Source organism: Streptococcus oralis SK304 (assembly GCF_000287715.1).
GTDB lineage: Bacteria > Bacillota > Bacilli > Lactobacillales > Streptococcaceae > Streptococcus > Streptococcus oralis_Y.
In genome coordinates this window covers 42,434-56,112 of the sequence record NZ_ALJN01000022.1, presented here as the reverse complement: position 1 = coordinate 56,112, position 13,679 = coordinate 42,434, and the positions used below count along the sequence as shown (strand labels likewise).

The window sequence follows — 13,679 nt, the reverse complement described above, 5'->3', positions numbered from 1 at the left end:
TTACTCCAAATCTATCCAGTAACGTTCTACGCCATTGCGAACATCTTCAAACACCCCGCCATTTGATACAATCACCGCTCTACTAGCAGGGTTTTCCACACTACAGGTCACAAGTGCTTTTTTGATGTTCTTTTCCTTAGCAACTTGCAAGCCTTGCCTAAGGGCTTCTTTGGCATAACCTTTGCCTCTTTCGGAGGGACGGATGGAGTAGCCGATATGGCCAGCAAAATTCAGTAATGCCTTATTTAATTTCAACCGTAGATTTAAAAAACCTAAAGCATGCCCCGATTCATCAAACAATGCGAACTGTATCGATGGAACGCGATTTTCAGGCAAGTTTATTCCCATCTCTTTTTGCATATTTGTTTCCAACCACTCTTCATACACAAAGTTCTCTGTATCCCAAAATCCCCCATCATGGGCTGATTGGCTCTTTTCAAACTCTGCCATCATCTCTAAAACTGTTTCTTTATCTGCTAATCTTGGTCTGCGTAGTTCCATCCTTACCTCCCACCTAAGAGAAAAGCGAGAGCGAACTCTCACTTTTATTTTTTCTTGTTCTTGTTTAAAAACTGTTCTCTGAGGTTGAGCAAGCGTTCTTTTTTACCTGTTCCACCTTTCGAGTATTTCTCGTGATAACGGGTCACTTGTGCGCGTCCCTTATCGTCTAATTGGTATTTCCCCATTCCGTCTCTTTCTAGTTTGTTACTTTATGCCCAGGTGTTTTAATGGTTGAACCATTCATATGTTTCACACGCGCAGCGATTTCCTTATGGCGCCCATTGACCATCGGACGAGCCTGAGGGTTACCTAGATAGCCACAAGTTCGTTTGACTACATCTACTGTTTTAGGGTCGCTATTCCCACAGTTTGGACAAGCAAAGCCCCTCTCTGTCGGTTCAAAATCCCCTTCAAAGTCACACTTATAACAATGGTCAATCGGAGTATTGGTCCCTAGATAGCCTACACGATCATAGGCGTAATCCCAGACAGCTTCCAAGGCTTTAGGATTTTGTTGGAGAACTGGATACTCACAGTAGTGGATGAAACCACCTGTTGCACCTGCTTCTGGATAAGCCTTCTCAAAGTCCAATTTTTCAAACGGCGTTGGATTTTTACGAACATCATAGTGGAACGAGTTGGTGTAGTATTCCTTGTCTGTAATATCAGGAATAGAACCGAACTTTTCTGTATCCAAGCGACAGAAGCGATCTGTCAAGCTTTCAGACGGTGTTGAGTAGATAGAGAAATGATAGCCATATTGGTCAGACCACTCTTCTACCCGACGTTTCATATCGCGAATGATATCCAGCGTGAATTCCTTGGCTTCTGGATTGTGTTCCCAGCTATTTCCAAAGAAGACTGTCGCTACCTCGTACAAACCGATATAGCCCAATGAAACTGTCGCACGACGATTCTTAAAGAGCCGATCAACGCTCTCGTCTTTTCCAAGACGGCGTCCGAAGGCCCCGTACTGATAGAGAATAGGGGCGTTTGCTGGTGTTGCTTCCTTGGTCCGTTCAACACGGTAAACTAGAGCATCTTCTGCGATGTTCATCCGCTCGTTGAAGATTTCCCAGAACTTATTCATGTCGCCCTCAGACTCAAGGGCAATGCGAGGAAGGTTGACCGTCACAACACCTAGATTCATACGGCCTGAATTGACCTCGACACCATTCTCATCCTTCCATCCTTGAAGGAAAGAACGGCAGCCCATAGGTACCTTGAAAGAACCAGTCAACTCGATAATCTTATCATAGGATAAGACATCCGGGTACATCCGTTTGGTTGCACACTCGAGGGCCAACTGTTTGATGTCATAGTTCGGAGTCCCTTCTTCCAAGTTAAGGCCTCTTTTAAGCGTAAAGATGAGTTTAGGGAAGATGGCTGTGCGGTGTTCTGAGCCAAGACCCTTGATACGAATGGTCAAGATAGCTTTTTGAATTTCCCGTTCAAAACGACTAGTTCCTAGACCAAAACCTAGTGAAGTAAAAGGTGTTTGTCCATTTGAAGTGAAGAGGGTGTTGATTTCATACTCAAGAGATTGCATGGCATCATAGATGTCTTTTTGGGTTTTCTTCCAAGCATAATCATCCCGTTTTTCAGGCAAGACCCATTCTTTCGCATCTTTGAGGTGCTTTTGGTAATTCTTCTCTGCATAAGGCGCCAAGACTTCATCAATACGGTCAGCTGAACAGCCCCCGTACTGGCTAGAAGCAACGTTGGCGATGATCTGAGAAATCTGAGCTGTCGCAGTCTGGATAGACTTGGGACTCTCTACCTCTGCATTCCCAATTTTAAAACCATTTTCCAACATGCCTTTAAAATCAATCAAACAGCAGTTCGTCATAGGAGTATAGGGGCTGTAGTCCAAGTCATGATAGTGGATATCCCCTTTTTGGTGAGCATTGGCTACGTGCTTAGGAAGCATTTGCAATCCGATTGATTTCCCAACAATCCCTGCTGTCAAATCACGCTGGGTATTAAAGACATCGCTGTCTTTATTGGCATTTTCATTGACAACTGCTTGGTCTTTATTGAGGAGCTTATGGATACTAAAGTTGATATCTGTCGCTTTTGAGCGCTCAAAATCCCTTTGCGTCCGATAAGTGATATACTCCTCAGCCAAGGCATATTCTTTGGCTTCAAGGAGTTCATGTTCTACGACATTCTGAATTTCGTAAATCTTGACACCTTGAGGGAAGCGACTGTGAATTTCGGTAACGATTCTTTCAACTAGACCATTTAGGCGTTTTTCTACTAGAGGCGTAACGTCCATAACCTTTTCCGCCGCCTTGTGGAGAGCCTTGTCAATCTTGTCTACATCAAATACTACACGTCTACCATCTCGTTTTTCAACGAACAAGGTGGGAACGGTTGCAAGCTTTTCTTCTAATACAATCATATCCATGCTCTTTTCTAAAATATTGTTAAATAGTTTATATTCAGTATTATACCACTCTAAAAATAAAAATCAATATCTTGTGTTAAAAATCCTAAAATTTTTAAAATTCCACAAGATATTGATTTTTGTTATTTTGATTTATAAAGTTTGAACTCGCTAGTACTTGTCTGAACCAGCTCATAGTTTTCACTGAGCCAGCTCTCTACATCTGACCACAAGGCAACTTTTTGATTGACCACAATCATCTTCGGTTGATTCTCTTTCAGGTCATTCATCAGTTTGGTTTTATTTTCGTCGCTTGCAGTATAGAGTGTTGGAGTTGATAGAGAAGTCGGCGCCAAGCGTTCACTTGCACGGTAGAAATCAGGACGATCATCCCAAGCATAGACACGATCCTCAGAACTCGTTTGCTGTTTTACCATGCTAGCAAGACGTTCTCTCTCCTGATAAGTCGCTGGATGCGAAAGGTAGCGACTCACGATAGGAAGAACAATAAGATAGGCAAGGACAATCAGTGGTAGATAGAAATTTCCTTTAAGGAAAGAAGTTTGTTTCTCACGTCCTCTTCTACGACGACTGCCTCCATCCGAAACATCTTCCTTGATTCCTGTCAGAAGGAGCAAGACCAAGAAAGGAATTAGTACCACAAGATGAGTACCGTTGATGGGTTCTTTGGAAAAAATCAAGAGCCCCAAAGAAAGCAATAAGCCCAAACTAGCAGCAATCGATAGGGAATATTGCTTAGCTGATTTTGACTGGAACAAACCAGAAAAGAGCAAACTAAGGGAACCTAGCCCAATAGCAAGTAAGCCGTAGAAGGCTGCATTTTCAAGCAAATGCGCATTTGAAAAGAGGCTAAGAGTATTTACCAGATACAAGGTCTGGCTAATGGCATCCCCAAAACTACCTGTTAATACTGTATAGTAGCCCAAAGGATAGAATAAGAGTGAGAAACCTAAGGCTGACGCAAAAAATTGATATAAACCATGAACAAAGTGACCTTTGCCTAAGTTAAAGCCGATAATTCCCAAGGCTAGTGTAGCTGCAAATAAGGCTGTTGGGATTGGCGCAAGGAAGAAAGCGAGAGCAAGGCTCATACCAACACGTAAAAATCCTTTGTCACCGTTTGGATAAGCTAGGTAGTTCGTAACAATGCTAAGTGAATAAAATAGGAAAGGCAAGGCTAGCAAGAGAGCATAGCCACCACCAAAAGCGAGACCTGCTACCAACAAATTAAACACAAACACAAGCTGCTTGGCTTCTTCTACACGGCCTGTAAGAGTATCCGCAGATTTAAAAAGAAAAACACCTGCTCCAAACAAGGCCAACCACTCAACCAAAGCAATCAGAATACTGCCTTGTGAAAGATAGGCAAGCAGGTAATAGAGCAATCCCTCCGTCCCAAAATAATCGGTATACATTTGACCATTTTGATGCAAGGCCCAACCAGTATAAAGATCCTGAGTTTGTCGCGGACTTACTAAACCAAAAATAAGGGGGATAACCACAGAAATAGCTGTAGCCACTAAACTCCAAAGCAAGATACTAAAAAAGGGAATCGGAGCTCCTTCTCGCTTTTCTGGAACGGACCAGTCTTGGTAATGAGATTCTTCTTGTTTCTCATCTATTTTCCCGTATACATTCATTCAATTTCTCCTCTAAGTTTATCTGTTTTAGTATATCAAAATCTTACAGGAATGTCAGCTTGGGATTGATATTTGCTGAATTTCTTATCCAATATCGCAAAGCGTTCGATTTCACGAAAACGGTGAAATAGACTATTTCTATACTCTCTGATAAAATCATCATCTTCTAGATTAAGCATGGTTTTCTCCTTTACTTATCTATTCGTAAGAAGACAAAAAAGATCCAGCCTTGGGCTAGATCTTGATGGATAGTTAGAGCATAGGCGCAAACAACTGGACAATTTCCTTGATCAGGCTTTGATACCAGCTTGTTTTGATGGTGTGGGGATAAATTTCTTGAGAAACTTTAAAAATCTCTTCGAAGTCCCTTTCAATATCGATGATGGACTGCGTCCTATAAAGCAAGACGGCATTTTCATAGTGGTGAAGCAAACTCCGATAGTCAAAATTGATGGTTCCCACAGTAGCTGCCTCTCCATCAACAAGCATTTGCTTGCTATGAAGGAATCCCGGGCTATACTCATAAATTCGAACCCCTGCAGATAACAAGTCTGGATAGGCTCCTCGAGTAACTAACTGAATAACCTTCTTATCTGGGATACACGGCGTCACAATTCGCACATCTACCCCTCTCAGAGCTGCATTTTTGATACTTTCTGTTAGATCGTAGTCAGCAATCAGATAGGGAGTCGTGATATAGACATAATCTGTAGCCTGATTGATAAGGTTTTGATAGACCGTTTTTCCAACCTGGGCTCGGTAGATAGGCTTTGGCCCACTACTGTAAGGAATGCAAAGCCCCATCCCATCTCTAGGTTGATTTTCGAGATGGTATTGGTCAAAGTCACTAATTTCCCCACGGTTGATATACCAAGTGGATAAGAAGAGTCTGGTAAAAGCCTTGACTGCTGGTCCATCCAGACGAATACCGCTATCCTTCCAATAACCAAAGCGTTCGATATGGTTGATATACTCATCTGCCAGATTGACACCACCTGTATAGGCAATTTGACCATCGATAATCATGATTTTACGGTGATCACGGTTGTTATAAGCAACGGTCAAGCGTGGAATCACCTTATTAAATTTGTGGGCTTCAATCCCTCGACCACGAAGCTGGATGGTGTAATCTCCAGGCAAGGTTGCCATACATCCAATATCGTCATAGAGAAGCTTCACCTCTACTCCTTGAGCTGCCTTTTCTTCCAAAATCTCCAAAATACTATTCCACATCAAACCTTCTTCGATGATATAGTATTCGAGAAAGATAAACTTCTCTGCTTTCTTGAGATCCTCTAGCATCTGATGCCACATGCTTTCACCAGATGCAAAAAAATGTGTATCCGTTCGATCATAGACATCGGCATTCGTGTCCATGCTGAGGAGAGATTTGATGACACCGTAAGCCGACTTGTCTTGTTCTTTTAACTCCAAACGGAGAGCTCTGCTATTGTCCTCTCGGTCAACCATTGATTGGAGCTGCTTTAGCTGCTTCATTTCTTTTTTAGATAAACGGCGTTCTCCAAACATGATATAGAGTAAGGGGCCAAATACTGGCACAAAGGCTACTAACAGCCATGTTACTTTACTCTCAGGATTCATGGACCGATTGACAATCGATACAATGGTCGCCATACTCATCAAAATAACTAGAATAATCCAGAGAATCGGAGCCATCTGACCTAGATAGAGAAATAAACCAAAGATGATAAACAACTCTGCCAACATGATGGTAATACTAAAACCATACTTGGACATGAGTAGCTGCATTTTTCTAGCTGTCATACATCCCCTTTCTTTTCTAACATTCTCCTTAATTGCTTGATAAACTAATCTTTCTACTAGTATACCTCAGTTCAGGGGGAGATGGCAACCTTTTACTCTTACCCTTCCATTTTCAGATGCGTATTACAGTTTGAGAGCCAACATATTGACTGTCATACCTGCTGCAGTTCCCATAAGGTAGACGGTATCTCCTTCTTTAACCAATCCATGGTCCAATGAATAGGCCAAGCCAAATGGCACAGAGACTGACACCATATTTCCATAGTCCGTGACGAGATTGAGGTATTGATTCTCAGCCACACCTAGCTTTTCCATAACCAAAGGAAGAGCACGACTTGCTTGGTGAGGAATGATATAGTCCACGTCTGCCAAGGCTAGCTGGGCCTTTTCTTGAAACTCTTCAAACATGACTGGGATTTTACGAGCTGACAAGAGGAGGATTTTCTTTCCCTTCATATCAAACATATAGTTGGTCTTAGTCGCTTCAGAGTACTCTTTTGGTTGAAAAGAAGTCAGACCTCCACGAATCTCCGTATCGTGAGCCCCTTCTGACCAAGTACGTTGGAGACTAGCGACGACCCCTTTCCCCTGATGACTTTTTTGGAAAATAAAGGCTGCCGCCCCATCACTAAAGAGTTCAAAACTTTCTTTTTGCTTGGGATTAAGCCCTAAACTTCCAACCTCACTGGATACAATCAAGACACGATTGTATTCGCCCGCCTCGATCAAGTGGGACATGGTCGATAGAGCAGAAATAAAGCTAGTACAGGTCGTATTGATATCCATAGCTGGAATAGAGAGTCCTTTTGCCACGCGCTCATGAATCAAGGCAGCCGTACAAGGAATAGGCTGAACTCCAACTGCACTAGCTGATACAAGGCAATCGATATCTTTAATATCTAAATTTGCATGTTCAAGCGCACGCTGAATCGCTACCTCTGCCAAGTCGAGTTGCGTTTCTTCATTTTCAACTACACGATAACGGGTCTGGTCTTTGAATTGGACGGTATGCTTGGGAAGGCAAACACCATAACCAGCGATTTCTACATGTCTTTTTACTTCTGTCATTGTCTATTATCCTTTCATAAACGTTGGATTCGTTTGAGTTTACGGCTAGTATCCCAGTGATAATCTGAAAATTGGATTTGAGGAACTATGAACTCTTTTTGCTGGGCCAAGAGTTGGAACTGTGCTAAAATCGCTGTCTCTACGTCCTCATCTCGTTGGCTTAGGCAAACTTCCACTAATTTCTCGGAATGTTGCTTAACTTGGTAATCTCCCACATTCTCCACAAAGAGGATGCAACGTCTGATAAAGTCTGGATAGATCGTTACCTGCCCCCCATTCTGCCCTTCAAAGTAGAAGATATCATCAGAACGTCCTTCGACCTTGTCAATCCGTATATAGCAGGAGCCACAGGGACAAGGCTCCGGATTTTCAACCAAGATATCATTGAGCTGGTAGCGATAAACAGGCTGACTACTTCGTTTAAAGTCCGTAATCACTGGATAAAAACGGCTGTCATCTAGATACTGCTTTTCTACAAAGATAATGTCTTCGTTGAGATGCAAATTGCCAGCTGAGCAAGTGCATGCTAGGAAACCTTCTGTCGCCTGATAAACTTGGTCAATGATGGATAGTGAAAAGGCTTCTGCGATCCGTTCCCCATCCTTATCTTCCAAGATTTCCGCCACAGAGACGATTTTTTGTGGGTGAATGGCTAACTCTCCAGCCTTTAGTCGTTTGCTCAACTCGAGCAACATAGAAGCAGGCGCCACCACAATGGTCGGTTGGTAGCTATTGAGACGCCCGATATGGTCATCCGTATTTTTGAAAATATCAAAGTACTCTAAGCGAATGAGCGCTGTATTGATGGTCTGATAGAGTTCATTGTCAGCTCTTAGGAAAAAGGCGATGCGGTGGCCAAACAGCTGACCCTTGGGCAACATCTTTGCCAAAATAGCTGCTGCCCACATACTGCGCTCTTTCTCGGTCGTGATAAAGAGCCCCCGATGCCCAGATGTCCCCGAAGATAGACCGACAGCTACTTCACCTTTAAGTTCAGTGAAATCACGAGTCTTTTCACTTTCGATGGCTAGAGCTAGCGCTTCATCTCGATCCACTCCTTGGGTATTGAGTTCATTGAAATAGCTCATCATAAAAGCCTTGTCCATATGGTCAAAATCGCTAGGAACCCCATTTTTAAAGTAGGGCGACTCTCGCTTTAAAAAGTTCATATAGGCAGATAATTGCTTTTTCTGATAGTTTTCTAAGGCTTCTCGAGATTTGAAGTTATGTAGCCAACGCGTTTGGATAAAAATTTTAAGAAAGGTTATTTTTTTCATACAAAATTCGCTCAATCCTTTCTACAGGGTCATGGCTGACCAGTACCTCGATACCATCTCTTAGAACATTTTCTAAGAACTCTGTCCCCTTGATATAGTCCACCTTGTTATCTTGAACCAAGGAAGGAATCAGGTGCATCTGTTTGGTGTAAGGCAAGAGGTCAATTCCCCAACAGAGGTCTGCTGCAATGAGAAGCTCATGTTCAGGAATAAAGAGACAGGCTTGCCCCTTGGCATGTCCATCTACTGATGCTACTAGGATACTGCCATCTCCAAAGAGGTCACAAATCGGACCATAGGGAAAATTTGAATAGCGCTGATTTGCCTTGATAACGGTCAGTCTTTTCTCAAAATCAGCTGGTAAAAACTCTTTAAAGACCAAATCCTTAAGCTTGGGTTTCTGGTAAACTTCAAAAACCTCTTGAGTCAGGATAAATTGAGCGTTCGGGAAAAAACTAGCCCCTCCTAAATGGTCTGGATGGAGATGAGACAACATGACATAGGTAATCTCTTCTGGTTTGATTCCTTTTGCCTTCAATAAGTATGAAATCTGATCTTTTTCCGTCATCTGAACAGGCGTTCCTAGCCGATAGAAACCATAGCGAAGCCGGGTCTTAATATCGTAATGATAGCCTGTGTCATAGAGGAGATAGCCCTTGTCCCTGTGTTTGATAAGAAAAACACCTGCTGGAAAGGTCATCTTTTGATTCTTGATTCCCTTAAATAGTAAACCTGTGTAGCTGGTACAGTAGCCTGCTGAGAAATAATCAATACTTTCGATAATCTTGGACATATTGTTCAATCCCTTCCGAAATACTGATTTGAGGGCGATACCCCAAGTCTCGCTCCGCCTTGCTGATGTCCAACGTCTGGCTATAACGGAGCAGATAATAGGTATAGCGTGTCAGAGCCGGTTCACCTTTGAGTTTCAAGACCCTATATAGAAACTCTAAACTACTGGCAATAACTGAAAGAAGAGGAGCTGGCACTTTTCTGTATGTTATTGGATAGCCCAACCCTCTTAAGGTTTCTTCTATCAAATCCTTAAAGGCTCTTGGTTCCCCATTGGTAATATTATAAACTTCGCCACTAGCTTGAGGGGCCTCTAGTGCCAAGCGAATTGCCAGAGCGACATTTTCCACACAGGTCATATCCATGAGCTGACGACCGTCCCCTATCAAGGGAATGCCAATCTTCTGACTGAGTTTGAGAACTCGGGGCAAAATACTGGTATCCCCAATCCCAAAAAGTCCACGAGGTCGTAAGATAATACTCGGAACATCGGGATAATCCTCAAACAGCTTCTCCGAAGCTAGTTTACTACGGATATAGTTGTTAAGCTTGTTTTCCTGCGGAGCTTCGCCTTCTTTGATAGCTAGCTGGTCTCGAGGCGCAGCATAGATGCTAGGTGAGGATACGTAAACCAAGCGTTGGATACCAGTCTCCTGACAAGCCTCTAAAACATACTTGGTCCCTAAGACATTTGTCTGGTAGAAATCCACCCAAGGTCCCCAAACGGTAGAAAGAGCACCCGCATGCACAACCATGTCCATCCCCTGACAAGCCTGAGCCAAATCCTCTTGCTTGGTCAAATCTCCCTGAAAAAATGTTACTAAGGAATTTTCCAAAGACTGACCTGCCTTGGGATTGCGTCCAAAAGCGCGTACCTGATAGCCCTGCTGACTGAGCTCTTCAACAACATACTTGCCTAGAAAGCCCGTAGCACCTGTTACCAATACTTTCTTCATTTTTTACTTCTCCTTGTCCCCTAAGAGCCGATGTATTTCGCTCTTCAGAATCTCTGTTGGCTGATAGATTTGAGCTGCACGACTGAGGTTCTTCAAATCTGGCCAGTTCTCCCGAGCCAATAATTCATCAAAAGCTCGCCCAATCGCTTCCGTATCCTCTCGTTTAGCGGTCAAAGCAATCCCTGCCTCTAAGCCACGAATCGCATAGTCATACTGATCATAGTCATGGGGGAGAATCAAGGCAGGCTTGTCATAGATAATACATTGGTAAAAAATGCCCGCACCGCCATGATGAATCACATAGTCCATCTGGGGAATGTATTCCTTATAGGGAAGATAGGATACCACAGAAACATTGTCCATGAGCTCCTCACATTGGAAGTCTTGTCCGCCAAACCCCAAAGTTACAAAGAAGTGACAGTCCGGATGGGCTTTAGCCAATTGTTGTGTCTGATAGAGGAGATTGTCTTTGGCCCATGCTAGCTGAGTGCCGCAGGATACAAGGACCTTCTTATACCCTGCATAAGGAGCCAAATCGAGGGGATAATTTTCTACCCTCTCAATCGAAGAGCCAAAAGGTCCCACCCAAAGGTAGTGCTCTGGAAAACCACTTTTCAGCTCCAACTCTTTCATCCCAATTCCCAAGATGGAATAGGGTGAATAAATGGTTTCCTGACCTTTCTGATTGTAGAGCTTAAAATCGTAACGTTTCAATCGTTCTCTCAATAAAAAGCTTACGATTCGTTTCCCTAAACGAGTCTCTTTTCTTCCTAGCCATTGCTGAGCAGATTGGAAAGATGTTTTTGGGCTGCCCATTCCTCCAAAGAAACAAGGCGGTCCATCTGTCGTTTCAATGGCAAACTGTGTCGCCATCGTGGTAATCCAGGGAATATTCAACTGTTCCGCTACAAGTCCTCCAGAGAGGGTTATAAAATCCGCAATCACAATATCAGGTCGATTTTCCTGCCACTCTTGCATTAATTGATCTGAAACCACATTGATCAAATCAAGACTAGCTGACAACTGTCGATAAGCAGAAATAAGATTTAACTGCCCTTCATTGTTGGCTACACGCTCAAACTCATCTACACAATTTTCTAAAATGGGAATCACCCGGAATCCCATCTCCTCTGCTACATTTTTTCGTTGCGGTCCTGTAAATAATCGAATCTCATACAAGGGATCCTTCAACAAAGGTGCAAGTAAATTAAGAGTTGGGAAGAGATGTCCACTCAAGGGAACTACAACCACATCAATTTTGATTTTTCTCATATGTCTAGGATAGCAAATTTTTAAAAAAAGAACTACCATAATGATAGTTCTTTCCAATATTATTTATATTTTGAGGAATAAGTCGCTTCCACGCTACTTGATTTTTAGAAGAGTTCTTTGTAGAGAGCAATGGTTTCTTCTAAAGTTGGCATAAATGGATTGCCTGGCGCACAGGCATCAATCAAAGCATTCTTAGAAAGGTAGTCAAAATCAAAGTCTTTTTCTTGGATACCGAGTTCAGTGAGTTTCTTCGGAATACCTACTGTTTCAGACAGTTTTTCAATTTCAGCGATAGCGTAGGCAGCACATTCTTGGTCTGTTTTCCCTTTAACATGGAGACCCAAAGCCTTAGCTACATTGCGGAACGCTTCTGGTACACGCTTGGCATTTTCACGTTCTACAACTGGGAGAAGCATGGCACAGCAGACACCATGTGGCAAGTTATATACTGCACCGAGTTGGTGAGCCATAGAGTGAACGTAGCCCAAACCAGCATTGTTAAAGCTCATACCACCGAGGAAGATAGCATTGACCATACCCTCACGCGCTTCAATATCATGGCCATTTGCCACAGCACGAGGAAGATACTCCTTGATGAGTTCAATAGCTCCGATAGAGAGTTTCTTGGTCACATCATAAGCACCCGGTGTTACCAAGGCTTCGACAGCGTGGGTAAGAGCATCCATACCTGTCGCTGCTGTAAGCGCTTGAGGTTTTGAAAGCATGAGTTCTGGATCATTGACAGAGATGAGGGCTAAGCTGTTCTTATCAACCATTACCATCTTGACCTTGCGTTCTTCGTCAGTAATGACATAGTTGATGGTGATTTCTGCTGAAGTTCCAGCTGTTGTATTGATCGCAACCACTGGCAAGCCTTTTTTAGCAGACTTGTGGAGACCTTCGTAGTCCTGTGGTTTTCCACCATTTGTAGCGATGATTGAGATACAACTAGCTGCATCCTGTGGAGACCCACCACCAAGACTGATGATGAAGTCACAATCATGCTCTTTCAAAGCAGCCACTCCGTCTGTGACGTTCTTGCAAGTCGGATTTGGCTCCACATCGCTAAAGATCACATATTCGATCCCTTCAGCATCTAACGGTTTTAGGACTTTGGGTAAAATATCACTACCTTCGATGAACTTGTCTGTCACCAAAAGAGCCTTTTTATACCCCAGTTCCTTGATATACGGACCTACTTCATTTACAACACCTTTACCAATAAGGTTAACTGCCGGAACGTAAAATGTAGCCATATGTTTTTCCTCCTGCGCCTTTGCGCTATTTGATTATTTACCTTAAGTATACGACCTTACCCTTCATTTTACAAATATTTGTAAGCGCTTTAAATAAAAAAATAGTAAAGAACTACTGGTCACGTTTTTAAACAAAAAAGCTCCAAAAAGATGGATTTTATCTCATTGGAACTTTTACTGAATGATTATTGCTTAGTTAATACCACTCGGTCAGATGGCTCTCGATCCATATCATCGATAATCAATTGATTACCATTAACCGTGTAAATTTTGACATCATCACCGATAATGACACGTTGATTTTCTGGCTCAAAGGTGACTTGCTGGATTTCCTTATCTCCATCTGGCTCGACCTCAGTCCATCTACCAGTTTTACCTGTTACAACAAGAGTGATTTGGTCATTCTCATCTTTTCCAGTATAGGTACCATCGATGTTCGTAGGTTGAGCTACAGTAGTGTCCTGACTTGAGGATGCCTGTGGTTGACTAGCACTTGTAACAGTGCTAGAAGATGATTCTTGTTGAGTAGATGATTACTGAGCAGATTGCTGGGTATAGGCTTGTGCCTTAGGTCCACAAGCTGCTAAAAGACTAAGAATTGCTAAAGAAGCAATAGAAAGTGTGAATGTCTTCGTTTTCATAGCGACTTCCTTTCTTTTGTGCTAATGTTGTTTCTGAAATCGTTTTCAAGTTTTCCTATCCCCAGTATAGCAACTTAAACC

General features: G+C 42.8%; 12 protein-coding genes and 1 pseudogene. All 13 read right to left on the bottom strand.

Going from position 1 to position 13,679, the window contains the following annotated elements:
• Window positions 1-501: a GNAT family N-acetyltransferase gene (locus HMPREF1125_RS11610; protein ID WP_000423401.1), complete on the bottom strand. Its 501-nt coding sequence runs from the start codon at window positions 499-501 to the stop codon at window positions 1-3.
• Between the two features lie 44 nt (window positions 502-545).
• A complete protein-coding gene (locus HMPREF1125_RS11605) occupies window positions 546-686 on the bottom strand; it encodes a hypothetical protein (protein ID WP_000521635.1) in 141 nt (46 codons plus the stop codon).
• Window positions 687-697: 11 nt separating this feature from the next.
• Window positions 698-2,905, bottom strand: a complete 2,208-nt coding sequence (gene nrdD, locus HMPREF1125_RS11600) for an anaerobic ribonucleoside-triphosphate reductase (protein WP_002883379.1) — start codon at window positions 2,903-2,905, stop codon at window positions 698-700.
• Window positions 2,906-3,033: 128 nt separating this feature from the next.
• Entirely contained in the window at window positions 3,034-4,551 is a 1,518-nt protein-coding gene (locus HMPREF1125_RS11595; protein WP_001103718.1) for a hypothetical protein, read from the bottom strand.
• A gap of 35 nt (window positions 4,552-4,586) precedes the next feature.
• A complete protein-coding gene (locus HMPREF1125_RS12845; RefSeq protein ID WP_000933181.1) occupies window positions 4,587-4,730 on the bottom strand; it encodes a hypothetical protein in 144 nt (47 codons plus the stop codon).
• 73 nt (window positions 4,731-4,803) lie between these two features.
• The gene (cls, locus tag HMPREF1125_RS11590) at window positions 4,804-6,336 is read right to left on the bottom strand and encodes a cardiolipin synthase (protein ID WP_000126966.1); all 1,533 of its coding nucleotides are present in this window, start codon (window positions 6,334-6,336) and stop codon (window positions 4,804-4,806) included.
• 123 nt (window positions 6,337-6,459) lie between these two features.
• Window positions 6,460-7,404, bottom strand: a complete 945-nt coding sequence (locus HMPREF1125_RS11585) for a 3-oxoacyl-[acyl-carrier-protein] synthase III C-terminal domain-containing protein (RefSeq protein WP_000141198.1) — start codon at window positions 7,402-7,404, stop codon at window positions 6,460-6,462.
• 14 nt (window positions 7,405-7,418) lie between these two features.
• Window positions 7,419-8,681, bottom strand: a complete 1,263-nt coding sequence (locus HMPREF1125_RS11580; protein WP_000724363.1) for a F390 synthetase-related protein — start codon at window positions 8,679-8,681, stop codon at window positions 7,419-7,421.
• Window positions 8,659-9,474 (bottom strand): MBL fold metallo-hydrolase, encoded by an 816-nt coding sequence (locus HMPREF1125_RS11575; protein ID WP_000034636.1) that lies wholly within the window; start codon window positions 9,472-9,474, stop codon window positions 8,659-8,661. Before HMPREF1125_RS11575 ends, HMPREF1125_RS11580 begins: the two co-directional genes overlap by 23 nt.
• Entirely contained in the window at window positions 9,449-10,429 is a 981-nt protein-coding gene (locus HMPREF1125_RS11570) for an NAD-dependent epimerase/dehydratase family protein (protein WP_000757301.1), read from the bottom strand. Before HMPREF1125_RS11570 ends, HMPREF1125_RS11575 begins: the two co-directional genes overlap by 26 nt.
• Before the next feature lie 3 nt (window positions 10,430-10,432).
• Window positions 10,433-11,701, bottom strand: coding sequence for a glycosyltransferase (locus tag HMPREF1125_RS11565; protein ID WP_025172370.1), 1,269 nt, complete (start codon window positions 11,699-11,701; stop codon window positions 10,433-10,435).
• 104 nt (window positions 11,702-11,805) lie between these two features.
• A complete protein-coding gene (locus HMPREF1125_RS11560; RefSeq protein ID WP_000190389.1) occupies window positions 11,806-12,957 on the bottom strand; it encodes an iron-containing alcohol dehydrogenase in 1,152 nt (383 codons plus the stop codon).
• Between the two features lie 185 nt (window positions 12,958-13,142).
• Window positions 13,143-13,598 (bottom strand): annotated as a pseudogene (locus HMPREF1125_RS11555) (SP_0198 family lipoprotein).
• Window positions 13,599-13,679 lie beyond the last annotated feature (81 nt).

Bases quoted from the DNA above. Each gene is read 5' to 3' on its own strand.
- HMPREF1125_RS11605 (WP_000521635.1), bottom strand. From the start codon at position 686: ATGGGGAAATACCAATTAGACGATAAGGGACGCGCACAAGTGACCCGT.
- HMPREF1125_RS11595 (WP_001103718.1), bottom strand. From the start codon at position 4,551: ATGAATGTATACGGGAAAATAGATGAGAAACAAGAAGAATCTCATTAC.
- HMPREF1125_RS11580 (WP_000724363.1), bottom strand. From the start codon at position 8,681: ATGAAAAAAATAACCTTTCTTAAAATTTTTATCCAAACGCGTTGGCTA.
- nrdD (WP_002883379.1), bottom strand. From the start codon at position 2,905: ATGATTGTATTAGAAGAAAAGCTTGCAACCGTTCCCACCTTGTTCGTT.
- HMPREF1125_RS11565 (WP_025172370.1), bottom strand. From the start codon at position 11,701: ATGAGAAAAATCAAAATTGATGTGGTTGTAGTTCCCTTGAGTGGACAT.
- HMPREF1125_RS11610 (WP_000423401.1), bottom strand. From the start codon at position 501: ATGGAACTACGCAGACCAAGATTAGCAGATAAAGAAACAGTTTTAGAG.
- HMPREF1125_RS11560 (WP_000190389.1), bottom strand. From the start codon at position 12,957: ATGGCTACATTTTACGTTCCGGCAGTTAACCTTATTGGTAAAGGTGTT.
- HMPREF1125_RS11575 (WP_000034636.1), bottom strand. From the start codon at position 9,474: ATGTCCAAGATTATCGAAAGTATTGATTATTTCTCAGCAGGCTACTGT.
- cls (WP_000126966.1), bottom strand. From the start codon at position 6,336: ATGACAGCTAGAAAAATGCAGCTACTCATGTCCAAGTATGGTTTTAGT.
- HMPREF1125_RS12845 (WP_000933181.1), bottom strand. From the start codon at position 4,730: ATGCTTAATCTAGAAGATGATGATTTTATCAGAGAGTATAGAAATAGT.
- HMPREF1125_RS11570 (WP_000757301.1), bottom strand. From the start codon at position 10,429: ATGAAGAAAGTATTGGTAACAGGTGCTACGGGCTTTCTAGGCAAGTAT.
- HMPREF1125_RS11585 (WP_000141198.1), bottom strand. From the start codon at position 7,404: ATGACAGAAGTAAAAAGACATGTAGAAATCGCTGGTTATGGTGTTTGC.